Raw genomic sequence first — 24407 nt, forward strand, 5'->3', positions numbered from 1 at the left:
GTGGACGGTCGCTCAGACCATGAACTCGGGCACCCCGGCGGGCAGGATGAATCGGAACCGGGCGCCGCCCCCCGGGGCCCGGTCGATCCTGATGGTGCCGCCGTGCGCCTCGACGATGCCCTTGACGATGTAGAGGCCCAGGCCCGTCCCGCCGCGCTTGGAGCCGCGCCAGAACCGGGTGAAGACGCGTGGCATCGACTCCTCGGGGATGCCGCCGCCCTCGTCGCTCACCGTGACCGCCGTTCCCTCCAGGTACCGGGGCGCCGTGCCCGGCTGCTCCCAACTGGCCGGCTCGACGATCTCCTTCGCCGGCGCCACCTCGATGGTGACAGTTCCCTCACCGTGCCGCACCGCGTTTTCCAGCAGGTTGGCCAGCACCTGGTCCACCTTGTCCGGGTCGGCCCACTGCTGCGGCAGGTCCTCGGCGAGCCGGATGTCGAACCGGGAGGCCGGGATGCCGGCCGCCACCTTGCCCGCCACCTGCCGGCGCACCGCGGCCGACAGGTCCACCACCTGGCGGCGGACCTCCAGCCGGCCGGCGTCGATCCGGGAGATGTCCAGCAGCTCGGCGATCAGCCGGGTGACCCGGTCGGCGTCGGCGTTCACCGTCTCCAGCATCACCCGCTTCTGCCCGTCGGTGAACCGCTCCCACTTGTTCAGCAGGGTCGCGGTGAAGCCCTTGACGCTGGTCAGCGGGGAGCGCAGCTCGTGCGCCACGGTGGCGATCAGCTCGGCGTGCGCCCGCTCGGTGCGCCGGCGCGCCTCGGTGCCGCGCAGTGCCACCACCAGCCGGTGCACCGGCCCGCGGGGGTGCGTGCGCACGTACCGGGCGGAGACCAGCACCTCGCGGTTGGAGCCGGGCAGCAGCAGGTTGCGCTCCGGCTGCCGGCTGCGGATGGCCGGCCCGCCGTACGGGTCGGTCAGCGGCCACCAGCGGCGGCCGTCCAGGTCCTCCAGCGGCAGCGCCTGCTCCAGCGGGCGGCCCAGCGCGGCCGCCGGGCTGATCCCGGTGAGCCGGGCCGCGGCGGTGTTGAAGCAGACCACCAGGCCGTCCCGGTCTGCCACCACCAGGCCGTCCGGCAGCTCGTCCGGGTCCACCCCGAACGGCGACGGACCGTCAGGACCGCTCAGGGGCCCGGCTGTTGCGGCAGTGGGCCCGTCCTCGCCGCCGACCATGGGCGTCCTCCCGATCCCACACGCCTCGCGCACACTCCGGCCCCCGTCCAGGCACGACCCTAGCGCTCGGTGGCCGACTCGCGACACCCTGAGGGCGAACGCTGGGCTCGAGCCGAGGCATAGAGGCAGACGGCGGCGGCGGTGGCGAGGTTCAGGCTCTCGGCGTGCCCGTGAATGGGCACGCGCACCACCTCGTCCGCGAGTGCGCGGGTCTGCTCCGGGAGCCCCCAGGCCTCGTTGCCGAAGATCCAGGCGGTCGGCGCGCCCAGAGTGCCCTGGTCCAGCTCCTGGTCCAGGTCGCGGTCGCCGGCGCCGTCGGCGGCCAGCACCCGCACCCCGGCGGCCTTCAGCTCGGCCACCGCCTGCTCCACCGGCACCCCGACCGCCACCGGCAGGTGGAACAGGCTGCCCACCGAGGCCCGCACGGCCTTGGGGTTGTAGAGGTCCACCGAGGCGTCGGTGAGCACCACGGCGTCCGCCCCGGCCGCGTCGGCGGTGCGCAGCACGGTGCCCGCGTTGCCGGGGTCGCGCACGTTGGCCAGCACCGCCACCAGCTTCGGCCGGGCCCGCAGCACCTCGGCGAACGGGGTGTCCATGAACCGGCAGAGCGCCACGATGCCCTGCGGGGTGACGGTGTCGCAGATGTCGGCGATCACCTCGTCGCTGGCGGTCAGCACCGGCAGGCCCGCCGCGAGGGCCGAGTCCACGATCTCCGCGTGCCGCTCGGCGGCCTCCGCGGTGGCGTACACCTCGACCACCACGTGCTCGCCGTCCGGCAGCCGGCCGAACGCCACCGCCTCGCGGACCGCCTGCGGCCCCTCGGCGAGGAACCGGCGGTCCTTGCCGCGCTGGGCCCGCCGCGCCAGCTTGCGGGCGGCGATCACCCGCGGCGAGCGGAGTGAGGTGAGCAGGGGGCTGTCGGTGCTGGCCATGGTTCGCTTTCTCGGAAGGACCCTCTTAACAGCAGACCCGCAGGCCCCTGACGGAGCCTGCGGGTCTGCGGAGCTGCGACGACGATCAGGCGGCGTCGGCGGCGACCTTCGGCGCGTTGACGTCGGTCGGCAGCGCCTTCTGGGCGGCCTCGACGAGCGCGGCGAACGCGTTCGGGTCGTTGACGGCCAGCTCGGCCAGCATCTTGCGGTCGATCTCGATGCTGGCGGCCTTCAGGCCCTGCACGAAGCGGTTGTAGGTCATGCCGTTGGCACGAGCGGCCGCGTTGATGCGCTGGATCCAGAGCTGACGGAAGTCGCCCTTGCGCTTCTTGCGGTCGTTGTAGTTGTAAACGAGCGAGTGGGTGACCTGCTCCTTGGCCTTGCGGTACAGGCGCGAGCGCTGGCCACGGTAGCCGCTGGCGCGCTCCAGGATGACCCGGCGCTTCTTGTGGGCGTTCACTGCCCGCTTGACGCGTGCCACTTCATTACTCCTTGGGTTGGACCACGGACTACTTCACGTGGTCCGTCATTCGAATCGGGTCGGGAAGGATCTGCCGGGGCGCCACGGCGGTCAGCCGCGGCGGGCGATCACTTGCCGAGAAGCTTCTTGATCTTCTTGGCGTCGCCGGGGGCCATCTCGGCGGTGCCGGTCAGACGGCGGGTCAGCGTGGAGGGCTTGTGCTCCAGGAGGTGGCGCTTGCCGGCGCGCTCGCGCAGCACCTTGCCAGAACCCGTGATCTTGAAGCGCTTGCTCGCGCCACTGTGCGTCTTCTGCTTCGGCATGTCGCCGTATCTCCTCGTCGGTCCGCCTCGGCCCGCGTGCACGCACACGGGCCGGGGCGCTGGGTGTTCTCCGGTCACCGGGGCGGGAGCCCCGGAACCGCGGTGGCCGGATCACTCCAGTCGGCCGAGCCCTGGGGCTCAGGCGTCCTGGGCGACCTCGGCCGGCTGCTCGGCGGCGTCGGCGTGGGCGCCGTCCTCCGCCTGGTCCTCGGTCACGTCCTCGTCGACGATCTCGTCATCGATCTCGTCGTCGACGATGTCCTCGTCCACGACGTCATCGGCCTCGGCGTCCGCCTGGCCACGGCCCAGGCGCTCGGCCTTGCGCGCGTCCTGCGCGGCGCGGGCCTCGGCCATGGCCTCGGTCTTCTTCTTGTGCGGGCCGAGAACCATGATCATGTTCCGGCCGTCCTGCTTGGCCGAGCTCTCGACGAAGCCCAGGTCCTGGACATCGTTGGCGAGCCGCTGCAGCAGTCGGAAGCCCAGCTCGGGGCGGGACTGCTCACGACCGCGGAACATGATCGTGATCTTGACCTTGTCGCCCTGCTTGAGGAACCGGACGACGTGACCCTTCTTGGTGTCATAGTCGTGCGGGTCGATCTTCGGCCGGAGCTTCATCTCCTTGATGACCGTGTGCGCCTGGTTCTTGCGCGCTTCACGGGCCTTCATGGCCGACTCGTACTTGAACTTGCCGTAGTCCATGAGCTTGCACACCGGCGGCCTGGCGGTCGCCGCGACCTCGACCAGGTCGAGGTCGTACTCCTGCGCGAGCTCCAGCGCCTTGGCAAGCGGCACGATGCCGACCTGCTCGCCGCTGGGACCGACGAGTCGCACCTCGGGGACGCGAATCCGGTCGTTGATGCGGGGCTCGGTGCTGATGGGGCCTCCTCGGTTGCACCTTCTGCGACGCGGCCGTCAGGGGCGGTCGCACGTAGTGGACATTCGACCACTGGGCGGGACTTCATGCGTGCTGCGCTGCTGTACTGCACCGCGGCACGAAAAAAGCCCCGCTCGAATAACAAGCGGGGCTTCCACACGACCGGGGGCATCCGTTGCCGGATGACTGGCGAACCTCGGCCATCGCTGACCTGACTCGCGGACCGGGACCCGTCGACCCTGAGGTCGACCAGGTGGGAGATGGAACCTCCACTTGCTGGCCGGGCACGATGAAGCGCACGGCCGGTCAGTGGAAACTGTACACGACGCCGACGCGGGTTGTCGCCGGGCCCTCCTTGTACCCTCCAGGGAGTATCCGTTCACCACGATGGAATGAGCCTGGCGTGAGCAGCGAGCCCGATTTCGACGACCTGACCCGCGACATCGCGGAGGTGCCGGCTGTCGAGGTCATCACCACCGTCGCGGTCCACCTGATGAGCGCCGCGGCGGTCAAGTGCGGGCTGGCCGAGGGCGGCGACAAGGACAAGGACCTGGACGAGGCGCGCAAGCTGATCACCGCGCTGGCCGGGCTGGTCACCGCCGGCGCCCCGGAGATCAGCAACTTCCACGCCGCCCCGCTGCGCGACGGCCTGCGCTCGCTGCAGCTGGCCTTCCGCGAGGCCTCCCTGGTGCCGGACGCCCCTGGCGCCGGCCCCGGCGAGAAGTTCACCGGGCCCGTCTACTCCTGAGCCCTGCGGTAGAAGGCGCCGTTCGCGGCGCCCTCCGGCAGCAGCGCCAGGTCCAGGCCGCGGGCCAGCCGGACCCGCAGCAGCGGGTCCGCGGCCAGCGCGCCGGCCAGCCGCTGGGCCAGCTCCTGGACCGGCGCGCCCGCGGCCGGCCGCAGCGCCAGCACCACGTCGGTCTGCTCCCCCGCTCGCAGCTCGGCGGCCAGCACTCCGGGCTCGGCCGCCAGCAGCGCGGTGAGCGCGGCCCGCACCTCGGGGTCGTCCACCGGCGGCACCCAGTCCCGGTTCTCCGCCACCGCGCGAAGCCGGGCGCCGGTCAGCTGGTAGGGCACCGGGCCGGCCGGGTCGATCAGCAGGGTGTCGGCCTGCTCGGAGTAGGCGGTCAGCGCGGCCTGCGGGGCGGCCACCGGGGCCGGGCGGGCGTCGGCCCGCCAGGCGGCCATCGCGGCCAGCGAGGTGAAGGCGGGCAGCGCCCGGCGCCCGTCCGCGGCCTGCACCACCGGCACCGCCATGTCGCTGGTCTTCTCGTGCTTGTGGCCGTGCTCGTCCACCTCGACCTCGCCGAGCAGCGCCACGATCGGCACCATCAGCCGGGCGGTGCGCAGCGCGGCGAGCAGCGCGGGCTCTGCGGCCGGGTCGGCCGCGTGCGCCGCCAGGGCGCCGGCCAGCGCCGGGTCGGCCGCGCCGCCGTCGCCCGAGAAGCCGGGGTCGGGGATGTTCTTGAGCTGCTGGTTCGCGCTGTCCACCCGGCGAGCCTAGCCGCCTGGCCGGGCCGTTCGGAGCAGAGTGGATCCCATGACCGAGGTACTGCTCGCGGTGGGCACTCAGAAGGGCCTCTTCCTGGGGCGCAGCTACGGCCGCCGGGACTGGGCCTTCACCGGCCCGCACTTCCCGATGAACGCGATCTACGCGATCGGCATCGACCGGCGCGGCGGCCGGACCCGGATCCTGGTCGGCGCGGACAGCAGCCACTGGGGTCCGTCGGTCTGGCGCTCCGACGACCTGGGAGCCGGCTGGAACGAGCCGGAGCGGCCGGCGGTGCGGTTCCCCGAGCACACCGGCGCCTCGCTGACCCGGCTCTGGCAGCTGCAGCCGGCGGGCCCGGAGGCGCCGGGCGTGGTCTACGCCGGCAGCGAGCCGGCCGCGCTCTTCCGCAGCGAGGACGGCGGTGAGACCTTCGCACTGGTGGAGGCGCTCTGGCAGCACCCGCAGCGCCCGGAGTGGGGCGAGGGCTTCGGCGGCCAGGGCCTGCACACCATCGTGACCGACCCCCGGGACCCGGCCGCGCTGACCGTGGCGGTCTCCTCCGGCGGCGTCTACCGCAGCACCGACGGCGGGGCGAGCTGGGCGCCGTCCAACACCGGCATCCGGGTCAGCTTCCTGCCGCAGGAGTACCCGGAGTTCGGGCAGTGCGTGCACAAGATCGCGGCGGACCCGACCGATCCGGACCGGCTGCTGCTGCAGAACCACGGCGGGGTCTTCCGCAGCGACGACGCGGGCGCCAGCTGGCGGCCGGTGGAGCAGGGGCTGCCGGCGGTCTTCGGCTTCGCGGTGGCCGCCCACCCCCGCCGGGCCGGCACCGCCTACCTGGCCCCGCTGGAGGCCGACGCGCTGCGCTTCCCGCCCGGCCGCCGCTGCCGGATCTACCGGACCGAGGACGGCGGGGCGAACTGGCACCCGCTCAGCGAGGGGCTGCCCACCGAGGACCACTACGGCGTGGTGCTGCGGGACGCCCTGCGCTGCGACGACGCCGACCCGGCCGGGGTCTACTTCGGCAACCGCAACGGTGAGCTGTGGGCCAGCGCGGACGAGGGCGACAGCTGGCGGCTGCTCGCCTCGCACCTGCCCGACGTGCTCTGCGTGCGGGCCGCCGTGATCGGCTGAGCCGCCCTGACGGGAGGATGGCCGGTGACGCGGGCCTACCCACGGGTATTGACGGTGTGGCAGTCTGCGCGCATGGCCCAGCTCATCTCCTCCCAGGCGGCCCTTCCCGGTGTCTCCCGCACCGCCGACCGGGCCCGTTACGACCGCGCCACGGCGCACCTGACGGCGCCGCTGGCGATCGTCGACCTGGATGCCTTCGACGCCAACGCCGCCGACCTGGTGCGCCGGGCCGCCGGCAAACCGGTCCGGGTGGCCAGCAAGTCGCTGCGCTGCCGGGCCCTGATCGACCGGGCGCTGGCCACCGACGGGTTCGCCGGGGTGATGAGCTTCACCCTGGCCGAGTCGGTCTGGCTGGCCCGCTCCGGCCTCACCGACGTGCTGCTGGCCTACCCCTCGGCCGACCGGGAGGGCTTCGCCGAGCTGACCGGCGATCCCGAGCTGGCCGCCCGGATCACCGTGCTGGTGGACGATCCGGCGCAGCTGGACCTGATCGACGCGGCCCGGACCGGCGGCGAGCGGGTCCGGGTCTGTCTGGAGCTGGACACCTCGCTGCGGATGCTGGGCGGGCGGCTGCGGGTCGGCGCCCGGCGCTCGCCGCTGCGCACCCCGGAGCAGCTGGCCGGGCTGGCCGCGCTGGTGGAGCGGCGGCCCGGCTTCACCGTGGTCGGGCTGATGGCCTACGAGGGCCACATCGCCGGGGTCGGCGACCGGCTGGCGGGCCGGCCGCTGCGCTCGGCGGCGATCCGGCTGATGCAGTCCCGGGCGGCCGCGGAGCTGGCCGAGCGGCGGGCCGCGGTGGTCCGCGCGGTGCGGGCGGTGGCGGACCTGGAGTTCGTCAACGGCGGTGGCACCGGGAGCGTGGCCGGGACGGCCGCCGAGGCGGCGGTCACCGAGGTGGCGGCCGGGTCCGGGCTCTACCAGCCGCGGCTCTTCGACAACTACCGGGCGTTCCGCGGCCGGCCGGCCGCGCTCTTCGCCCAGCCGGTGGTGCGCCGGCCCGGGGTCGGGGTGGTGACGGTGCTGGGCGGCGGCTACCCCGCCTCCGGCGCGCCCGGGCCGGACCGGCTGCCCGAGCCCTACCTGCCGGCCGGACTGCGCTACGACCCGCAGGAGGCGGCCGGCGAGGTGCAGACCCCGCTGCTCGGGGCGGCCGCGGACGACCTGCTGATCGGCGACCGGGTCTGGTTCCGGCACGCCAAGGCCGGGGAGCTGTGCGAGCGGTTCGACCGGCTGCACCTGGTCTCGGGCGACCGGGTGGTGGAGACCGTGCCGACCTACCGGGGCGAGGGGCGCACCTTCCTCTGACCGGCGCGGCACGCCTGACGGCCCCCCGGGCGGAGCCTGGGGGGCCGTTCGTGAGCGTTCGGGTGCTGCCGGGTGCTGCCGGGTGCTGCCGGATGCTCAGGTGTTGGTGCCGCCGGAGGCGCCCGCGCCGGTGCCGCCGTTGAAGTCCTTTACGCCGCCGATGATGGTGTCCATCTGGGAGACGGCCGGGGCCTTGTCGGAGATGTCGAAGCCCAGCTCCACAGCGGTCAGGCCCTTGCCGTCGGCGGTCGGGAAGACCACCACCTCGACGGTGCCGTCATTGCCCTGCTGGGCTCCGACCTGCCAGCGGACCAGGTAGCCGCTGCGGCCGGCCACGGTGACCGCCTCGGCCTTGAGCTCCTGGTGGGACTTGATGGTCGGGCCGTAGGCGGCGCCGGCCAGCTTGCTGATGTCCTGCTGGGCGGCGGCCTTGGGGTCGGTGCCCTTGAGCCGCTTGGTGTTGACGCTGGCCAGCGAGCAGGTCGGGCTGGAGTCGCCGTTGCCCTGGGTGCCGGGGCACTGGTACTCGCCGATGTCCATGTAGGCGGTGCCGTCCTGGAGGGTGACGCCCTTCCAGCCGGCGGGGATCGGCAGCGAGACGCCGTTGACCAGGTCGATCGCCTGGGTGCCGTCGCCGAGCCCGGGGATGGCACCGCCACTGCCGCCGCCGCTCAGGCCGCCGCCGGAGCCACCGCCGCTGCCGCCACCGCTCAGACCGCCGCCACCGCTGCCGCCACCGCTCAGGCCCCCGCCGCCACCGCTGCCGCCGCCGCGCTGGCGGCCGTGGCCGTTCTGGTTGCCCTGGCCGTTCTGGCTGTTCTGGCTCGGCTGCTGCGGCGCGGCGGCCGCCCTGTCGTGGTGGTCGTGCCGGGTGGCCAGGTAGGTCGCGCCGGAGCCGATCGCCAGGCCCAGCACACCGGCCACGGCGGCCGCCACGATCGCCTTGCGCCCGAGCCGGCTGGCCAGCGAGGGCTTCTTCGGGGCCGGCGGGTACGGGTAGCCGTAACCCGGCAGGGCGGCGCCCTCCGCCGCGCCGTCCTGCGGAGCCGTCGGCGGCTCCGGGTAGCGCACGGTGCCGTGGTCGTTCAGGACGGTGCCCTCCAGCACCGCCGTCGGCTCGCCGTCGGTCTCGGTCTCGGTCTCGGTCTCGGTCTCGGGGGCACCGGGGCCCGGGCGGGTGGTGGCCGTCCAGCCGGTGCCGTCCCACCAGCGCTCCGGCCGGGGGGTCGTCGTCGTGTCCTTGGGGTCCGGGTACCACCCGGCCGGAATCTTGGTTTCGCTCACACCCAAAAATGTATGGGCACATGGATAAACGCGATATCAGCGGGAGGGCACAATCGGCCCAATTCACCTGAGATTTCCGTGAGAGTGTCCGGCGGCCCACCTGCGGCGGTCCGGCCGCCGACGGGCCCAGGCGGGAACGACAACGGTCACCAATGCAGCCTTTGGATCTTTCTCCGATCTGGGGTTCACTTCCCTCCGGGGCACCCCTCCCCGACCACCTTCGGCGTGTCAGGAGACGACGCGATGGCCGGCCACACCGAACGGCAGCAGGCGCTCGGCAGCGAGCGGCACGACCACGACACGCACGACCACGACGCGCACGACCATGGACGCGACCACGGGCACGACGGCCCCGGCGGCCACGGCGGCCACGGGCACGGGCCCGGCGGCCACTCGCACGGCGTGGCGGCCGATGCCGACCGCCGCTGGCTGACCAGCGCGCTGACCCTGATCACCGTCTTCATGGCCGCCGAGGTGGTGGTCGGCTTCGCCGCCCGCTCGCTGGCCCTGATCTCCGACGCCGCCCACATGCTCACCGACGCCGCCTCGATCGTGCTGGCCCTGGTCGCGATGCGGCTGGCCGCCCGCCCGGCCCGCGGCGGCTACACCTACGGGCTGAAGCGGGCCGAGATCCTCTCCGCCCAGGCGAACGGGATCACCCTGCTGGTGCTCTCGGCCTGGCTGGGCTACGAGTCGGTGCGCCGGCTGATCGAGCCGCCCGCGGTGCACGGCGGGCTGGTGCTCTTCACGGCGCTGGTCGGCGTGGTGGTCAACATCGCGGCCGCCTGGTGCATGTCCAAGGCCAACCGCAGCTCGCTCAACGTCGAGGGCGCCTTCCAGCACGTGCTGACCGACCTCTACGCCTTCATCGCCACGGCGGTGGCCGGCGCGGTGATGCTGGCCACCGGCTTCGCCCGGGCCGACGCCATCGCCTCGCTGGTCGTGGTGGCGCTGATGCTGAAGGCCGGCACCGGACTGGTCCGGGACTCCGGGCGGATCTTCCTGGAGGCCGCCCCGGCCGGGGTCGACCCGGACCAGCTGGCCGACCGGCTGGTCGCCGCCACCGCGGTGGAGGAGATCCACGACCTGCACGTCTGGGAGATCACCTCCGGGCAGCCCGCGCTCTCCGCGCACATCCTGGTCGCCCCGGGCGGCGACTGCCACGCCGTCCGCCGCGAACTGCAGCGCACCCTGCGCGAGGAGTACCGGATCACCCACGCCACCCTCCAGGTGGACCACGTCGGCGAGGACGACGACCAGCACCTGCTGCAGATCACCGACCCGTCGGCGGCCGCCGAGGCCGCCGAGCACTGCGCGGATTCGCACGGCCCGGTGCACCGAAGCGGCCCCCACCCGCACTGACCCTGGCTAGTGTCTGGGTCATGACGGAGACACTCACGGAGACACTGCGGTACGCGGCCTTCAGCACCGATCCGGCGGGCGGCAACAAGGCGGGGGTGGTGCTCGGCGCGGACAGCCTGACCGAGGACGAGATGCGGGCGGTCGCCGCCGACCTCGGCTACTCGGAGACCGGCTTCCTGGTGGCGCTGGGCGAGGGCCGCTACCGGGTGCGGTTCTTCGCGCCGGCCAAGGAGATCGCCTTCTGCGGCCACGTCACGGTCGCCGCCTCGGTGGCGCTGGCCGAGCGGACCGGGCTGGGCGAGCTGCTCTTCGAGACCAACGTCGGCGAGGTGCCGGTGGCCGTCGCCGCCGGGGCGGACGGCGTGCTGCGGGCCACCCTGACCAGCGTGGAGCCCTACACCGAGCCGATCGCCCCGGAGGACCTGGCCGAGGCGCTGGCCGCACTCGACTGGCCGGCCGAGGAGCTGGACCCGGCCTTCCCGCCGCTGGTCTCCTGCGCGGGCTCCCGCCACCTGGTGCTGGCGGCCGCCACCCGGGAGCGGCTGGCGGCGCTGGACTACGACTTCGACCGGCTGGCCGCCTTCATGACGGCCCATGACCTGACCACCGTCCAGCTGGTCTGGGCGGCCGGCCCGACCGTCTTCCACGTCCGCGACCCGTTCCCGGTCGGCGGCGTGGTGGAGGACCCGGCCACCGGCTCGGCGGCGGCCGCCTTCGGCGCCTACCTGCGCGCCCTGGACCTGGTGCCGGAGCAGGCCGAACTGACCCTCCACCAGGGCGAGGACATGGGCAGCCCGGGCGAGCTGCTGGTCGAACTGCGGCCCGGCGACGCCCGGGTGCGGGTCACCGGCGCGGCGGTGCGGCTGCCCGACTGACGGTGCGGGCCGCGATAATCGGGCGGTGACCGCACCGCGACTGATGCTCCTCGACTCCGCCAGCCTGTACTTCCGGGCCTACTTCGGCGTGCCCGAGTCCATGAAGTCCCCGGACGGCATCCCGGTGAACGCCGTCCGGGGCCTGCTGGACTTCATCACCCGCCTGGTCCAGGACCACCGCCCCGACCAGCTGGTCGCCTGCATGGACGCCGACTGGCGCCCCCAGTGGCGGGTCGACCTGATCCCCAGTTACAAGACCCACCGCCTGGCCCCCGAGGGCGCCCCCGGCGAGGAGGAGGTGCCCGACACCCTCTCCCCCCAGGTCCCGGTGATCGAGCAGGTCCTCGACGCCCTCGGCATCGCCCGCATCGGCGTCCCGGGCTACGAGGCCGACGACGTCATCGGCACCCTCGCCACCCGCGCGGCCGGCCCGGTGCAGATCGTCACCGGCGACCGGGACCTCTTCCAGCTGGTGGACGACGCCCGCGGCGTCCAGGTCGTCTACCCCGTCAAGGGCGTCGGCGCGGCCCAGCTCGTCGACGAGGCCGCGCTGCGCGAGAAGTACGGCGTCACCGGCACCGAGTACGCCGACATGGCAGCCCTGCGCGGCGACCCCAGCGACGGCCTCCCGGGGGTGAAGGGCATCGGCGAGAAGACCGCCGCCCAGCTCATCCGCGAGTACGGCAACCTCGCCGGCATCCGCGCCGCCGCCGCCGACCCGCTCTCCAAGCTCACCCCCGCCCGCCGCAAGAACATCCTCGAAGGTGCCGCCTACCTCGACGTCGCCCCCACCGTGGTCCGCGTCGCCACCGACGTCCCGCTCCCCGACTTCGACCCCGCCCTCCCCCACGAACCCCTCGACCCCATGACACTGGAAGCCCTCACCACCCGCTGGGGCCTCGGCAATTCCCTCACCCGCCTCCTCGACACCCTCGCCGCCACCCGCTGAGAACGGCGCTCACTCCGGGTCGGAGAACTCCACGGTCTGCCGGCGGTAGGGCCCGGGGACCGCGGCCAGGCGGTGCGGCGGCCACAGCTCGGAGCGCTCGCTGAGGCTCAGCTCGCCGTCCAGGCGGGCGAGCCAGACCTCCTCCGACTGGAAGTGCAGGACGGCGTCACCGGGGATACGGGCCAGCAGCTCGGCGGTGAGGCGGGTCATGTCGTCCTGCTGGCCGACGATGTCGCCGTCCTTCCCGAGGTCGAAGGAGACCGAGACGGTCGGCGAGAACGCCCGGCCCCCGACGAGCGGATCGCCCCAGGGGATCGGCGTCATCGGAGTCACGTAGGTCGTGGTGCCGTACGCCGTGACCGCTCCGTCGCCCACCAGCAGTTCGGGGGTCGCGGAGGCGTCGAACAGCCGGAGTGACCGGGCGGTCTCGCCGAGGGTTCGGGCGACCTCGTCCACGGAGAGCGGGGTGGCCAGTTCGAGGCTGTAGGAGAGGGACATGTTCGTCTTCCTGCTGGTCTAGGGGTAGAGGTTGATCACGTTGCCGGCCTTGTCGATCACCTTGACCTCCTTGAGGCCGCTGACCGGATAGTCGGTGAGCTGCTGCTTCATGGCGGCCACGTCCACCGGGGTGTCCGACATGTTCAGCACGATGCGGTCCGCCTGGCCCTTGTTGATCTTCTTCTGCATTTCCGAGGCGATGTTGCGGGGGTTGTCGGAGGTGGGCGAGAGGCAGTCCATGATCTCGCCCTCGACCCGGTAGTCGGGGTTCTTGGCTCCGGGCACGTCGGGGTTCTGCTCGACCTTGTAGCCGTTCTTCGCCAGGATCTCGGCCGACTCGTTCTCCCGTCCCAGCGCGCGGACGGTCGTCGGATCGGCGTTCTTCGGGATGTTGGTGACCCGGCCGCCCGGGGTGGCGGCCGGGTCGGCCGCTCCCGACGGCTGGGTGCCCAGGTTCGGCGTGGAGCTGCCGCCGCCCCCGCCGCCGTTGCCCTGCATCTGGACCCGATCGGGACCGACCGCGTCCTTGGCGAGCTGGGTGGCTCCGAGACCGGCCGCACCGAGGCCGGTGGCGATGACGCCCGCCGAGAGGACGTTGACCGGGACGCCGATCAGGGCGCCCGCACCGGTGAGGTCCAGACCGACGCCCAGGACCTCACCACCGGCCCCCAGGGTCGCGAGCGTCAGGCCGAACGCCACCTCCCCGACGGCACCCGGGTCGTGGAGCATCGCGTTGCCCACCGAGGCCAGGTCCTCGACCGCGGTCTCCCCGACGTTCAGGAGGAAGTCCCCCGCGTCGGAGAAGAAGTCGCCGACGTCGTCCCAGAAGCCGGGCTCCTCGGGAGCCTTGCCGTAGGCCTTGGCAACCTTGTCGGCCGCGGCGTCGCCCGCGGTCTTGAGCTGGTCGCGGGCACCGCTCAGGATCTGCTGCGCCGCCGCGCGCGTGGCATCGCCGGGGTCGGTGAACGGCAGGCTGTGTCCGGCGGTCTTCTCGGCATCCTGGTGCTGCGTCTTGGCCGTGTCCGTGGCGCTCTGCCCCGCGTTCCACTGCCGGATCGCCTCCGCCGCCTGTCCCTGCGCCCAGGTCAGGGTGCCCTGATAGGACGTCAGCGCGGCGGCGGCGTCGTGGAAGCCGTCACCCGCCTCCAGCCATTTGCCGGGCTGGCCCTTGAAGGCGTCGCGGAAGGCGTCGCCGGCCTGGCCCGACCACCCGTCGGTGGTGTCGATCCGCTGCAGGCCCTCGCCGGTGGAGTGGAGCGTGTCGCCGTAGCTGGTCAGCCAGGCGGCGGTCGAGGCGATCGCATCCGGGTTGCCCGGTATCAGCTCGTTCGGGTCGGAGGTCTGCCCCAGTTCCTTCGCCATCACTTCGCCCCCGGGTCCGCGCCGCTGTCACGGCTCAACGTGCCGCTGAGGTGGCCGGCGATCTGGCCGTCGACCTCGCGGTAGGCCTTCACGCTCGCGTTCAACCGCTGGGAGACCGCCTGGGCGTCCTTCGCCAGGTTCTCCACCCCCAGTTCCCAACGGGTGCAGAACGTCTTCAGGACATCGGCCAGATGACCGTGTCCGATGTCGCTCTTCTGCGGGTCGAGATCGCTGACCTTCCTGAACTGGAGCTTCGCCAGTGTGTCCGTGATCCCCGAGGAGGCGTCGTCCAGCGCACCCAGATCGACCCTGAATCCCTCCGACATGATCCCCCGTCTCCACGCCAAGCGGCGAAGTGCTGTTCCAACCACCCAAGATAACAAAGCGACAGATGCAAAGTTGTCCGGACAGCTTGCCCAGGGTTGTGCAGACAGCTTCCTGCTGTTCTCCTGGACGTACTTACCGGTAGCTACCGTTTGCGGCTGTCAGAGCACCGTCAGATCCCCACCGTCAGATTCCCGCTGACGCACCCTCGGAGCACCCACACCATGACCCTGCGCCGCACCACCGCCGCGCTCTTCGCCGCCGCCACCGCCACCGCGCTCCTCTCCGGCGCCCACAACGCCTCCGCCGCGACGGCGCCGAGCACCCTCTCGGTCTTCGCCTGGAACGTGGACCTGGGCACCTCGGTGGTCGACTGGAGCCAGAACGAGCAGGCCTCGACCCGCACGCCGGTGATCGAGTCGATCGTCCGCCGGCACAACGCCGACGTGGTGATCCTGGACGAGCTGTTCAACAACTCCTCGATCGGCGACATCAACAGCAAGCTCGCCGACCTCTACCCGTACCGCACCCCGGTGGTCGGCGGGACCTGCTCCGGCGGTGGCTGGAACGGGACCAGCGGCAACTGCTCCAGCTCCCCGTTCGTGATCAACGGCGGGACGATGATCCTCTCGAAGTACCCGATCGCCGCGCAGTACCAGCACGTCTTCAGCAACTCCACCTACGGCACCTGGGACTACCACGCGGACAAGGGCGCCGCGCTGGTCCAGGTGAACAAGGGCGGCGTGAAGAGCTGGGTGGTCGGCACCCACCTGCAGGCGGACGAGTCGGACACCTCCACCGACACCACCCAGTCCACCCGGCTGGCCCAGCTGGGCGAGATCAGGTCCTGGGTGAACGGCATCGTCGGCAGCTCGGCGCCGGTGCTGATCGGCGGCGACCTGAACGTGGAGTACTACAACGGCCAGGCCCGCGGCGACTACGCCAACGCCCAGGCCGCGGCGGGCGGCGTGCTCGGCACCCCGGCCACCGACCCGTCCTCCTCGCTGACCACCATGGACTGCACCGTCTCGGCCTGGTGCCAGTACATGGCCGGCGTGGAGACCTTCCCGGCAAACTACCGGGACGACCTGGACTACCTGGGCTACCTGAACGCCCCGGGCCGCCCGGTGCCGGTCGCGCTGCCGCAGGTGAAGACCGACTTCGACCCGCAGGCCGGCTGGACCGCCGGCCAGCTGGACACCGAGTCGCCCAGCGACCACTACCCGGTCGAGGCGACCTTCCAGCTGAACTGAGATCTGCATCGACTGCGCGGGCTGACGCCGCGGGGGGGGGGGCGGCGGGCGGCCCCCGCGCCGCCGCCCCCCCCCCCCGCCGCGCCCCGGGGGGGGGGGGGGGGGGGGGGGGGGGGCCCCCCCCCCCCCCCCCCCCCCCCCCTCGGCGCGTGCTCAGCCCACCGAGGAGTAGGCGATGATGCCGCGCCGCAGCCCGTCCACCGCCTTGCGGGCGGTGGCGCGCAGCTCGCTGTCCTCGCCCGCCGCGTCCTGGATCTGGCCCAGCACGTCGATCAGCTGCTTGGTCCAGCGCACGAAGTCGCCGGCCGGCATCTCGGCGTCCCGCAGCACCTGGTCCAGGCTGTGCCCGAGGGCCCAGCGGTAGGCGGCCCAGGCGAAGCCCAGGTCGGGCTCGCGCTGGCCGACGCCCTCGGCGGTGTTGATCCGGTGCTGCTCCTCCAGCGCGTCCAGGTGGCCCCAGATCCGCACCATCCGGCCCAGCGCATCCTTGGCCTTGCCCTCCGGCAGCCGGGGCGCGCCCGCGTCGTCGGACTGCCGGGACTCGTAGACCAGGGCGGAGGCGCAGGCGGCCAGCTCGGCCGCGGCCAGGCCCTTCCAGACGCCCTCCCGGATGCACTCCGAGGCGAGCAGGTCCAGCTCGCCGTAGAGCCGGCCGAGCCGCTTGCCGTCCGAGGTGACGGTGTCCCCGGCCAGGTAGCCGAGGTCGCCGAGCAGCCCGCAGACCCGGTCGAAGGTGCGCGCGATGGTGTGGGTGCGCGAGCGCATCTTGCGCTCCAGCACCTCGGTGTCCCGGTGCAGCCGCTGGTAGCGCTCGGACCACCGGGCGTGGTCCTCGCGCTCGTTGCAGCCGTGGCAGGGGTGGGCCCGCAGCTCGGTGCGCAGCCGGGCGATCTCGGGGTCGTCGGCCGCGGCGGCCCGGCCCCGGTGGAACCGCTCGGGCTCCACGTGGCCGGCCTTGGTGCGCAGCGTGGAGGCCAGGTCGCGGCGGGACTGCGGGCTGCGCGGGTTGAAGGACTTGGGGATCCGCAGCCGGTCGATCGGCACCACCGGGTGCGGGAAGTCGATCATCGCCAGCCGCTTGACCTGCCGCTCGGCGGTGAGCACCACCGGGCGCGGCCCGTCCTGGTAGTCCGGGTGCCGCATCCCGCCGCGGCTGCGGCTGACCGGCGGCAGGCCGGGGTCGAGCACCAGGGCGAGGCCGGCGAACCGGCCGGTCGGCACGTGGATCACGTCGCCGGGCTTGAGCGCCTCGACCGCCTCGATGGCGGCCGACCGGCGCTGGCTGCTTCCCTCGCGGGCCAGCTCGTTCTCCCGGTCCTTGAGCTTCCGGCGCAGGCCCATGTACTCCTGGAAGTCGCCCAGGTGACAGGTCATCGACTCGCGGTAGCCCTCCAGGCCCTCCTCGTTCTTCTGCACCTGCCGGGAGATGCCGACCACCGAGCGGTCGGCCTGGAACTGCGCGAAGGAGGTCTCCAGCAGCTCCCGGGAGCGGTGCCGGCCGAACTGGGCGACCAGGTTGACCGCCATGTTGTAGGACGGCTTGAAGGAGGAGCGCAGCGGGTAGGTGCGGGTGCCGGCCAGGCCGGCCAGCACCTCCGGGTCCAGGCCGCGCTGCCAGAGCACCACGGCGTGGCCCTCGACGTCGATGCCGCGGCGCCCGGCCCGGCCGGTGAGCTGGGTGTACTCGCCGGGGGTCAGGTCGGCGTGCGCCTCACCGTTCCACTTGACCAGCTTCTCCATGACCACCGAGCGGGCCGGCATGTTGATGCCCAGGGCCAGCGTCTCGGTCGCGAAGACCGCCTTGACCAGGCCCTTGAGGAAGAGCTCCTCGACCACTTCCTTGAACCGCGGCAGCATGCCGGCGTGGTGCGCGGCCACCCCGCGCTCCAGCGCGTCCAGCCACTCGTAGTAGCCGAGCACGTGCAGGTCCTCGTCGGGGATCGCGGCGGTGCGCTCCTCGACGAGGGCGCGGACCTGGCGGCGCTCCTGGTCGGAGTTGAGCCGCAGCCCGGAGTGCAGCACCTGCTGCACGGCGGCCTCGCAGCCGGCCCGGCTGAAGATGAAGGTGATCGCGGGCAGCAGGCCCTCGGCGTCCAGCCGGTCGATCACGTCGGCCCGGCCCGGGGTCCAGACCCGGCTGGGCCGGCCGTTGGGCATCGAGCGGCCGCGGCCGCGCCCGGCGAACCGGGGGTTGCGGTCGGCTTCGGCCCGGGCCAGCCGGACCAGCTCGGGGTTGACGGCCTTGCCCGGGTTCTTCTGGTTGCCCTTGGGCCGGCCGTCCACGTCCGGGTTGGAGAACAGGTCGTACATCCGGTTGCCGGCCATCACGTGCTGCCAGAGCGGGACCGGGCGGTGCTCGGCGACGATGACCTTGGTGCCGCCGCGCACGGTGTCCAGCCAGTCGCCGAACTCCTCGGCGTTGGAGACGGTGGCGGAGAGCGAGACCAGGGTGACCGACTCGGGCAGGTGGATGATCACCTCCTCCCAGACCGCGCCGCGGAACCGGTCGGCGAGGTAGTGGACCTCGTCCATCACCACGTAGCCGAGGCCGTTCAGGGTCGAGGAGCCGGCGTAGAGCATGTTGCGCAGCACCTCGGTGGTCATCACCACCACGGGCGCGTCGCCGTTGACCGTGTTGTCGCCGGTGAGCAGGCCGACCTTGGCGGCGCCGTAGCGCTTGACCAGGTCGGCGTACTTCTGGTTGGACAGGGCCTTGATCGGGGTGGTGTAGAAGCACTTGCGGCCTGCGGCCAGCGCGAGGTGGACGGCGAACTCCCCGACGATGGTCTTCCCCGAGCCGGTGGGGGCGGCGACCAGCACACCCTCGCCGGCCTCCAGCGCCTCGCAGGCCTCGATCTGGAAGGGGTCGAGCGGGAAGTCGTAGAGCTCCTGGAATCCGTACAACTCGGTGCGCTGCTCGATCGCGCGCCGGCGGGCGGCCGAATAGGCCTCGGCTGGGCTCATCTCTTCGGCGGACAGAGCGCTGCTCCTGGGGTCACGGGTGTGCTGTTCCTGCATCTCAGCCTGAGGTTACCCGTCTGGGCTGACATCGATCACACCGTTTTGCCCACTGCTGACGGTCACATCAGCACACCGTCCGTCACCTTTCGATCAGCTGTGATCAATCGTCAACCCTGCGTGTCCGCGCTCCCTAGAGTCGACGGAAACCTGTGATCGAGAGGGGAACGGCCGTGGCGAACGTGGAGTCGGCGCTCAAGGAAGCGATGACCATCGAGGGCTCGATCGGGGTGGCCCTGGTCGACTACGGCAGTGGCATGGCGATGGGCATGCTGGGCGACAACAACGAGCTGAACCTCGAGGTGGCCGCGGCCGGGAACACCGACGTGGTGCGGGCCAAGATGCGCACCATGGAGCTGCTCAACCTGCACGACAACGAGATCGAGGACATCCTGATCACCCTCACGGGTCAGTACCACCTGATCCGGCCGCTGACAAAGCAGACCGGCCGCGGGCTCTTCCTCTACCTGGCGCTCGCCCGCAACCGGTCCAACCTGGCCATGGCCCGGCACCAGCTCAGGCTGATCGAGAACGCCCTGGAGGTGTGAGCAGCGCGCCCAGCCCGTCGGCCAGCCGCTCGTACTCCTCGGGCCGGTTGTAGATCTGCGCGCTGACCCGCAGCACCCCGCCGCCCGCCCAGGGCCGCACCGCCACCCGGGTGCCCAGCTTCGCCAGCACCTCGGCCATCAGCGGCCGGACCTGCTCCTCGGTCTCGGCCACCCCGGCGGGCAGCCGCACCGCACCCATCGAGACGCCCGGCGAGGCCGGCAGCTCACCCAGCCCGGTGCGCTCGACCAGCAGCCGCCGGCCGTACTCGGCGAGCCGGGCGTTGTGCTCGCGCACCCGGTCGAGGCCGAGCCGGTGCAGCAGCGCCAGCCCGGTGGGGGCGGCCAGCCAGCCGGTGTAGTCGGCGGTACCCCGCCACTCGACGTTGCCCGGGAATCCGCCCGCGTGCTCCCAGGAGTAGGTGAGCGGGCGGACCCGCTCACGCCAGGCCGCGGAGACGGCCAGCACGGCGGTCGGCCGGGGGGTGAAGGCCCACTTGTGGAGGTTGCCGAACCAGAAGTCGGCCCGCTCGACCTCCAGGTCCACCGGCAGCATCCCGGGCGCGTGCGCGGCGTCCACCAGGGTGATCACCCCGCGCGCGGCCAGTGCGTCCAGCAGTGCGGGGGTGGCGACCACCCGGGCGGTCGGCGAGGTGATCTTGTCCAGGATCACCGCCCTGGTCCGCGCGGTGACGGCGGCCAGCACCAGCGGGGCCGGGTCGGCCGCCTCCAGCGGCAGCGCCACCACCCGCACCACGGCACCGCACTCGGCGGCCCGGCGCTCGGCGGCCAGGTTGACCACGCCGTAGCCGTGGTCGGTCACCAGGATCTCGTCACCGGGGGCGAACGGGATGGTGTCCAGCGCCACCGCGATCGCCTCGGTGACGTTGCTGAGCAGGGCCAGTCCGGCCGGGTCGGCGTTGAAGAGGCCGGCCACGGCGGTGCGGGCCTCGGCCACCCGGCCGGGCGCGGTGAGGAAGAAGTCGTCCGGGTCGGCCTCCTGCTCGCGGCGGAAGGCCAGCTGGACCTCGGTCACCTCGCGCGGGACGGTGCCGTAGGAGCCGTGGTTGAGGTGGGTGACGGCGGGGTCGAGGTCGAAGAGCTCGGCGGCGTCCTCGATCGGGTCCGGGAGAATTGCTGTGTGACATTTCACACTGCACATTTCTAGCCGAATGGCCCGCCCGGGGGCAACCATCGGGCAGTGACCACTGACGACCACTTTCTCGCACTCAGCGCCGCCACCGGAAGGTTCAGTTACGGCGCGCCCCGCGCGTTCAGCTTCTCGGCCGACGGCGACCGGCTGCTGCTGCTCCGCTCGGCCGGCCCCCGGGACGCCTTCGACCGCCTCTGGCAGCTGGACCTGACCACCGGTCAGGAGCGGCTGCTGGCCGACCCGGCGGCCCTGCTGCCCGGCCGCACCGGCGACCCGGCCGACCTGCCGCTACTGGAGCGCCGGCTGCGCGAGCGCACCCGGCTGTTCGCCCGCGGAATCGGCACCTTCGCCGCCACCCCCGACGCCGGCACCGCCGTCTTCGCGCTCGACGGCCGGCTCTTCCGGGCCCGCCCGGACGGCGTCGAGCAGCTGCCCGCCGCCGGCCCGGTCTTCGACCCCCGCCCGAACGCCGACGGCAGCGCCATCGCCTACGTGGTCGACGACGTGCTCCACCTGACCGGCCGCGAGCAGCCGCTCAGCCCGGCCGACGGCGCCCGCTGGGGCGTGGCCGAGTTCGCCGCCGCCGAGGAGCTGGGCCGGCACCGCGGCCACTGGTGGGCGCCGGACGGCAGCGCCGTGCTGGCCGCCCGGGTGGACGACTCCGCGGTGCCGCGCCGCCACTTCGCCGACCCGGCCCACCCGGACCGCCCCGCCGAGTCCTTCAGCTACCCGCAGGCCGGCGGCCCCAACGCCGACGTCCAGCTCTGGGTGCTCGGGCTGGACGGCTCCCGGGTGCGGCTGGACTGGGACGCCGAGCGCTACCCGTACGTCAGCGCGGCCGACTGGGACGGCAACGGAGAGATCCTGCTCACCATCGCCGACCGGCTGCAGCAGCGGGTGCTGCTGCTCAGCGCGGACCCGGCCACCGGCCGGACCACCGAGCTCTCCCGCACCGAGGACCACTGCTGGGTGGACGACCTGCCCGGCACCCCCGCCCGGCTGGCCGACGGCTCGCTGCTGACCTCCGCCGACAGCCCGGACGGGCAGGCCCGGGCGGTCGCTCTGGACGGCAAGATCCTCAGCTCCGAGCGGATCCAGGTCCGCCGGGTGGTCGGCCGGCTCGGCACCCGGCTGCTGATCGAGGCCACCGACGGCGACCCGGCCGACCAGCAGGTGCTCGTCCTGGACCCGGCCGACGGCGCGCTGGAACGGCTCTCCGAAGGCCCCGGCGTGCACTCCGCGCTGGCCGCCGGCGAGAGCCTGCTGCTGATCTCCGCGACCGGGACGGGCGTGCGCCGCCGGGTGCTGCGCAGGGGCGTGGAGACCGAGCTGGCCGATCTCAGCGAGCCGCTGCCCTACCTGGTCCGGCCCAAGCTGGCCCGGGTCACCGAGCACGGCCTGCCCACCGCCGTGGTCTACCCGCGCGGGCACCGGTCCGGCGAGCGGCTGCCGGTGCTGCTGGACGTCTACGGCGGCCCGGGCTACCAGGCGGTGGCCAGCGAGCCGCGACGCTGGCAGCTGCGCCAGTGGTGGGCCGACCAGGGCTTCGCCGTGGTCACCATCGACAACCGGGGTACGCCGTTCGTCTCCCCCGCCTTCGCCAAGGCGATGTTCCGCGGCTTCTCCCGGGTGACCATGGAGGACCAGGTCGCGGGGCTGCTGGCGCTCGGCGAGCGCGAGCCGGACCTGGACCTGGGCCGGGTCGCGGTGCGCGGCTGGTCCTACGGCGGCTACCTGGCCGCGATGGCCGTGCTGCGCCATCCGGAGGTCTTCCACGCCGCCTCGGCCGGCGCGGGCCCGACCGACTTCCGCACCTACGACACCGCCTACACCGAGCGCTACCTCGGCCTGCCGCAGGAGAACGAGGAGGTCTACCTGGCCGACTGCCTGCTGCCGGACGCCCCGGCGCTGACCCGGCCGCTGCTGCTGATCCACGGCCTGGCCGACGACAACGTGCACCCCTCGCACACCCTGCGGCTCTCCGCCGCCCTGCACGCGGCCGGCCGCCCGCACAGCGTGCTGCCGCTGCCCGGGATCAGCCACCTGACGGCCGAGGGCAGCCACGAGCGGATGGTCGCCGCCGAGCTGGCCTTCCTGCGGTCCGCGCTCGGGCTCTGATCGGACGCCGGAGGGCCCGGCCGACCGGCCGGGCCCTCCGCGCAGCTGACGGCAGGTCAGCGGCGCAGCGTCAGCAGCGAGCCGCGGGCGGCCGTGACGGCCAGCTCGGTGCCGCACTCCACCGCGTACTCGCTGAGCACGGCGCCCTGGGCGTCGCGCACCAGCACCTCGACCGAGCCCAGCGGTTCGGGGAAGCTGAGCCGGACCTGCGGGTCGGCGTCGGCGTTGGCCACCAGCAGCAGCGACCACTCGGCGTCCGCCTCGATCGGCACCGGCGCGTACCGGCCGAAGGCCCGGGCGGCGCCGTCGGCCGACTCCAGCAGCGGGTAGCCCAGCTCCGGGCGGTAGGCCCGGAACCGGCCGCGCTGCAGCAGGTCCACGTGCTCGCGGGCCACCTCCAGCCAGAACCGCACCGCGGCCAGCTGCTCCGGGCTCTGCAGCCCGAGGTCCACCGAGACCTGGGCGGTGGCGAAGAAGACCTGCTGCAGCAGCACCGCGATCTCGGTCGGCGACTCGCCCGGGTGCCAGGTCAGCGGGTCGGCGTGCACGGCCAGCGGGCCGGCGGTCAGCCGCAGGTCGGTGGTGCGCTGGCGGTTCTCGGCGGCGTTGTGCGGGCAGTCGGTGGCCCGCACCATGGTGGCGTGCGGCCACAGGCCGGGGCCGACGTACGGCTGGCGGTGCTCGATCAGCAGGCCGGCCGGCAGCACCTCGTCCAGTTCGGCGAGCAGCAGCCGCACGCCCTCGGTCGCGGCGCCGGCCCGGGCGAAGGTGTCGATGAAGTCCACCTTGAGGCCGTCCAGCCCGTACCTGGTGACCAGCTCGCCGAGCCGGGCCACCAGGTGGGCCCGGACCTCGGGGATCGACGGGTCCAGCACCGAGGTCTGCAGCTCCTCCCGGTAGGAGAGGTGGCGCCCGGCGAACCGCTGCCCGAGGGCGCTGCGGTCGCCGGCGAACGGCAGCGCGCACCAGAGCAGGTAGCCCAGGCCGAGGTCCTGCACCCGCTGCACGTGCTCGGTGAACTCGGGGAAGGCCGGCTCCCAGTCGCCCGCGGTGCCGTAGGAGCGGGTCACCTCGGGGGTCTGCCAGCCGTCGTCCACGATCACCGCGCCGAAGCCGAGCGGGGCGGCCAGTGCGGCCAGCCGCTCCACCTCGGGGGCGGTGATCTCCAGGTGCTTGGCGTACCAGGTGCAGAAGACCGGCTCGAAGGCCTCGTCCGGCACCCGGGCCGGACTCAGCCCGGCCTCCCACCACTGCACCATCTCGCGCACGGTGTCGCTGAAGTGGCGCTGGGTCAGGTCCAGCCGCAGCACGATGCGGCCCTGCTGCTCGGCCCAGCCGGTGAAGTCGCCGGTCTCCTCGACCACGCCCTCGCCGATCCGCACCGGGCCGACCGGCTCGGCCACCGCGTAGGTGCACAGCGCCGCGTCACCGGCGCCGACCAGCGAGCCGATCGGGGCGCCGGAGGCCAGCGAGGCCTCCCGGGGCTCGCTCCAGGACGGCGGCAGCCAGCGGCCGTCGGTGTAGGGGCGCCAGAGCGCGGTGGCCCCGGTGCAGGGCAGCCGCCACTCGATCCGCACCCGCGCGGGCAGCTCGTCCGAGGCGCCCGCCGGGGCGGCCTCGATCTGCAGCAGCCGGTCGGTGCCGCTGACGGAGACCTCCAGCTCGGACGCGCCGACCGCCACCGCCCGCAGCCGCAGGCCGGGGACGGGGCTCGCGAGTTCCCGGGTGGTCTCGGTGCGACCGGAGGGCGGCGCGCTGCCGTCCCAGCTCAGGGTTGCCACAGGTGCTGCCTCTCTCGATCGCGAAGGGTGTCTCGATCGCGAAGAACGGGGCCCGGTCGGGCGCGGTCCTCGTCAGGGTCCCCACCGCGCCCGACCGGGGGTCGGGGGTGCCGGCGGCGGCACCGGGTGGGCCGCCGCCGGCAGGGGTGCTCCGGCCGTGCAGGGGGTGGAGCGGCACGACAGGGC

General features: G+C 73.3%; 22 protein-coding genes. 9 read left to right on the top strand and 13 right to left on the bottom strand.

Annotated elements, in window-relative coordinates; genetic code table 11:
• Positions 1 to 12: 12 nt before the first annotated feature.
• The 5 genes from ACFYNO_RS00195 to infC form a co-directional block, all read right to left on the bottom strand.
• Positions 13 to 1176: an ATP-binding protein gene (locus ACFYNO_RS00195; RefSeq protein WP_388002629.1), complete on the bottom strand. Its 1164-nt coding sequence runs from the start codon at positions 1174 to 1176 to the stop codon at positions 13 to 15.
• Between the two features lie 59 nt (positions 1177 to 1235).
• On the bottom strand, positions 1236 to 2108 hold the full coding sequence (locus tag ACFYNO_RS00200) for a TrmH family RNA methyltransferase (RefSeq protein WP_388002632.1): 873 nt from the start codon (positions 2106 to 2108) through the stop codon (positions 1236 to 1238).
• 85 nt (positions 2109 to 2193) lie between these two features.
• A complete protein-coding gene (gene rplT / locus ACFYNO_RS00205) occupies positions 2194 to 2589 on the bottom strand; it encodes a 50S ribosomal protein L20 (protein WP_145907004.1) in 396 nt (131 codons plus the stop codon).
• A 107-nt stretch (positions 2590 to 2696) separates the two neighbouring features.
• The gene (rpmI, locus tag ACFYNO_RS00210) at positions 2697 to 2891 is read right to left on the bottom strand and encodes a 50S ribosomal protein L35 (RefSeq protein ID WP_388002636.1); all 195 of its coding nucleotides are present in this window, start codon (positions 2889 to 2891) and stop codon (positions 2697 to 2699) included.
• A 138-nt stretch (positions 2892 to 3029) separates the two neighbouring features.
• Entirely contained in the window at positions 3030 to 3767 is a 738-nt protein-coding gene (gene infC, locus ACFYNO_RS00215; RefSeq protein WP_388004262.1) for a translation initiation factor IF-3, read from the bottom strand.
• 401 nt (positions 3768 to 4168) lie between these two features.
• On the opposite strand from infC, the gene ACFYNO_RS00220 reads away from it, so the two are divergent.
• Positions 4169 to 4513: a DUF1844 domain-containing protein gene (locus ACFYNO_RS00220; protein ID WP_388002639.1), complete on the top strand. Its 345-nt coding sequence runs from the start codon at positions 4169 to 4171 to the stop codon at positions 4511 to 4513.
• Here the strand turns inward: ACFYNO_RS00220 and ACFYNO_RS00225 are convergent.
• Positions 4504 to 5256, bottom strand: coding sequence for an SseB family protein (locus ACFYNO_RS00225; RefSeq protein ID WP_388002642.1), 753 nt, complete (start codon positions 5254 to 5256; stop codon positions 4504 to 4506). The genes ACFYNO_RS00220 and ACFYNO_RS00225 overlap by 10 nt on opposite strands.
• A 49-nt stretch (positions 5257 to 5305) precedes the next feature.
• Between ACFYNO_RS00225 and ACFYNO_RS00230 the strand changes: the two genes are divergently transcribed.
• Both ACFYNO_RS00230 and ACFYNO_RS00235 read left to right on the top strand, forming a co-directional pair.
• The gene (locus ACFYNO_RS00230) at positions 5306 to 6394 is read left to right on the top strand and encodes a WD40/YVTN/BNR-like repeat-containing protein (RefSeq protein WP_388002645.1); all 1089 of its coding nucleotides are present in this window, start codon (positions 5306 to 5308) and stop codon (positions 6392 to 6394) included.
• A 72-nt stretch (positions 6395 to 6466) separates the two neighbouring features.
• Positions 6467 to 7699 (top strand): alanine racemase, encoded by a 1233-nt coding sequence (locus tag ACFYNO_RS00235; protein WP_388002648.1) that lies wholly within the window; start codon positions 6467 to 6469, stop codon positions 7697 to 7699.
• A 96-nt stretch (positions 7700 to 7795) separates the two neighbouring features.
• On the opposite strand, the gene ACFYNO_RS00240 is transcribed toward ACFYNO_RS00235, so the two are convergent.
• Positions 7796 to 8983 (bottom strand): DUF2510 domain-containing protein, encoded by a 1188-nt coding sequence (locus tag ACFYNO_RS00240; protein WP_388002651.1) that lies wholly within the window; start codon positions 8981 to 8983, stop codon positions 7796 to 7798.
• Positions 8984 to 9226: 243 nt separating this feature from the next.
• On the opposite strand from ACFYNO_RS00240, the gene ACFYNO_RS00245 reads away from it, so the two are divergent.
• Genes ACFYNO_RS00245 through ACFYNO_RS00255 form a run of 3 tightly spaced genes read left to right on the top strand, consistent with a single transcriptional unit; the run spans position 9227 to position 12169 of the window.
• A complete protein-coding gene (locus tag ACFYNO_RS00245) occupies positions 9227 to 10345 on the top strand; it encodes a cation diffusion facilitator family transporter (protein ID WP_388004265.1) in 1119 nt (372 codons plus the stop codon).
• Positions 10346 to 10365: 20 nt separating this feature from the next.
• Positions 10366 to 11220 (top strand): PhzF family phenazine biosynthesis protein, encoded by an 855-nt coding sequence (locus ACFYNO_RS00250; protein WP_388002654.1) that lies wholly within the window; start codon positions 10366 to 10368, stop codon positions 11218 to 11220.
• A gap of 43 nt (positions 11221 to 11263) precedes the next feature.
• Positions 11264 to 12169, top strand: coding sequence for a 5'-3' exonuclease H3TH domain-containing protein (locus tag ACFYNO_RS00255; protein ID WP_388004269.1), 906 nt, complete (start codon positions 11264 to 11266; stop codon positions 12167 to 12169).
• Between the two features lie 9 nt (positions 12170 to 12178).
• Here the strand turns inward: ACFYNO_RS00255 and ACFYNO_RS00260 are convergent, their stop codons facing one another.
• Genes ACFYNO_RS00260 through ACFYNO_RS00270 form a run of 3 tightly spaced genes read right to left on the bottom strand, consistent with a single transcriptional unit; the run spans position 12179 to position 14355 of the window.
• A complete protein-coding gene (locus tag ACFYNO_RS00260; RefSeq protein ID WP_388002657.1) occupies positions 12179 to 12667 on the bottom strand; it encodes a SitI3 family protein in 489 nt (162 codons plus the stop codon).
• A gap of 18 nt (positions 12668 to 12685) precedes the next feature.
• Positions 12686 to 14029, bottom strand: coding sequence for a putative T7SS-secreted protein (locus ACFYNO_RS00265; RefSeq protein WP_388002660.1), 1344 nt, complete (start codon positions 14027 to 14029; stop codon positions 12686 to 12688).
• Positions 14029 to 14355: a WXG100 family type VII secretion target gene (locus ACFYNO_RS00270; protein WP_388002663.1), complete on the bottom strand. Its 327-nt coding sequence runs from the start codon at positions 14353 to 14355 to the stop codon at positions 14029 to 14031. Before ACFYNO_RS00270 ends, ACFYNO_RS00265 begins: the two co-directional genes overlap by 1 nt.
• A 222-nt stretch (positions 14356 to 14577) precedes the next feature.
• Here ACFYNO_RS00270 and ACFYNO_RS00275 point away from each other — a divergent pair, with 222 nt between their 5' ends.
• A complete protein-coding gene (locus ACFYNO_RS00275) occupies positions 14578 to 15606 on the top strand; it encodes a sphingomyelin phosphodiesterase (RefSeq protein WP_388002666.1) in 1029 nt (342 codons plus the stop codon).
• 153 nt (positions 15607 to 15759) lie between these two features.
• Here the strand turns inward: ACFYNO_RS00275 and ACFYNO_RS00280 are convergent, their stop codons facing one another.
• Positions 15760 to 18624 (bottom strand): DEAD/DEAH box helicase, encoded by a 2865-nt coding sequence (locus ACFYNO_RS00280; RefSeq protein ID WP_388002669.1) that lies wholly within the window; start codon positions 18622 to 18624, stop codon positions 15760 to 15762.
• A 173-nt stretch (positions 18625 to 18797) separates the two neighbouring features.
• On the opposite strand from ACFYNO_RS00280, the gene ACFYNO_RS00285 reads away from it, so the two are divergent.
• Positions 18798 to 19172, top strand: a complete 375-nt coding sequence (locus ACFYNO_RS00285; RefSeq protein WP_388002672.1) for a hypothetical protein — start codon at positions 18798 to 18800, stop codon at positions 19170 to 19172.
• On the opposite strand, the gene ACFYNO_RS00290 is transcribed toward ACFYNO_RS00285, so the two are convergent.
• Entirely contained in the window at positions 19141 to 20322 is a 1182-nt protein-coding gene (locus ACFYNO_RS00290; protein ID WP_388002675.1) for an aminotransferase class V-fold PLP-dependent enzyme, read from the bottom strand. The two genes, ACFYNO_RS00285 and ACFYNO_RS00290, sit on opposite strands and share 32 nt — an antisense overlap.
• Before the next feature lie 48 nt (positions 20323 to 20370).
• On the opposite strand from ACFYNO_RS00290, the gene ACFYNO_RS00295 reads away from it, so the two are divergent.
• Positions 20371 to 22440: a prolyl oligopeptidase family serine peptidase gene (locus ACFYNO_RS00295; RefSeq protein WP_388002678.1), complete on the top strand. Its 2070-nt coding sequence runs from the start codon at positions 20371 to 20373 to the stop codon at positions 22438 to 22440.
• Between the two features lie 56 nt (positions 22441 to 22496).
• On the opposite strand, the gene ACFYNO_RS00300 is transcribed toward ACFYNO_RS00295, so the two are convergent.
• On the bottom strand, positions 22497 to 24221 hold the full coding sequence (locus ACFYNO_RS00300) for a glycoside hydrolase family 36 protein (protein ID WP_388002681.1): 1725 nt from the start codon (positions 24219 to 24221) through the stop codon (positions 22497 to 22499).
• Positions 24222 to 24407: the final 186 nt, after the last annotated feature.

The sequence above is a fragment of the Kitasatospora sp. NPDC006697 genome (genome assembly GCF_042869935.1).
GTDB lineage: Bacteria > Actinomycetota > Actinomycetes > Streptomycetales > Streptomycetaceae > Kitasatospora.

Coding starts and splice junctions, on each gene's coding strand:
- ACFYNO_RS00195 (WP_388002629.1), bottom strand. CDS start 1,176: ATGGTCGGCGGCGAGGACGGGCCCACTGCCGCAACAGCCGGGCCCCTG.
- ACFYNO_RS00200 (WP_388002632.1), bottom strand. CDS start 2,108: ATGGCCAGCACCGACAGCCCCCTGCTCACCTCACTCCGCTCGCCGCGG.
- rpmI (WP_388002636.1), bottom strand. CDS start 2,891: ATGCCGAAGCAGAAGACGCACAGTGGCGCGAGCAAGCGCTTCAAGATC.
- ACFYNO_RS00230 (WP_388002645.1), top strand. CDS start 5,306: ATGACCGAGGTACTGCTCGCGGTGGGCACTCAGAAGGGCCTCTTCCTG.
- ACFYNO_RS00235 (WP_388002648.1), top strand. CDS start 6,467: ATGGCCCAGCTCATCTCCTCCCAGGCGGCCCTTCCCGGTGTCTCCCGC.
- ACFYNO_RS00245 (WP_388004265.1), top strand. CDS start 9,227: ATGGCCGGCCACACCGAACGGCAGCAGGCGCTCGGCAGCGAGCGGCAC.
- ACFYNO_RS00250 (WP_388002654.1), top strand. CDS start 10,366: ATGACGGAGACACTCACGGAGACACTGCGGTACGCGGCCTTCAGCACC.
- ACFYNO_RS00255 (WP_388004269.1), top strand. CDS start 11,264: ATGCTCCTCGACTCCGCCAGCCTGTACTTCCGGGCCTACTTCGGCGTG.
- ACFYNO_RS00260 (WP_388002657.1), bottom strand. CDS start 12,667: ATGTCCCTCTCCTACAGCCTCGAACTGGCCACCCCGCTCTCCGTGGAC.
- ACFYNO_RS00265 (WP_388002660.1), bottom strand. CDS start 14,029: ATGGCGAAGGAACTGGGGCAGACCTCCGACCCGAACGAGCTGATACCG.
- ACFYNO_RS00270 (WP_388002663.1), bottom strand. CDS start 14,355: ATGTCGGAGGGATTCAGGGTCGATCTGGGTGCGCTGGACGACGCCTCC.
- ACFYNO_RS00275 (WP_388002666.1), top strand. CDS start 14,578: ATGACCCTGCGCCGCACCACCGCCGCGCTCTTCGCCGCCGCCACCGCC.
- ACFYNO_RS00280 (WP_388002669.1), bottom strand. CDS start 18,624: ATGCAGGAACAGCACACCCGTGACCCCAGGAGCAGCGCTCTGTCCGCC.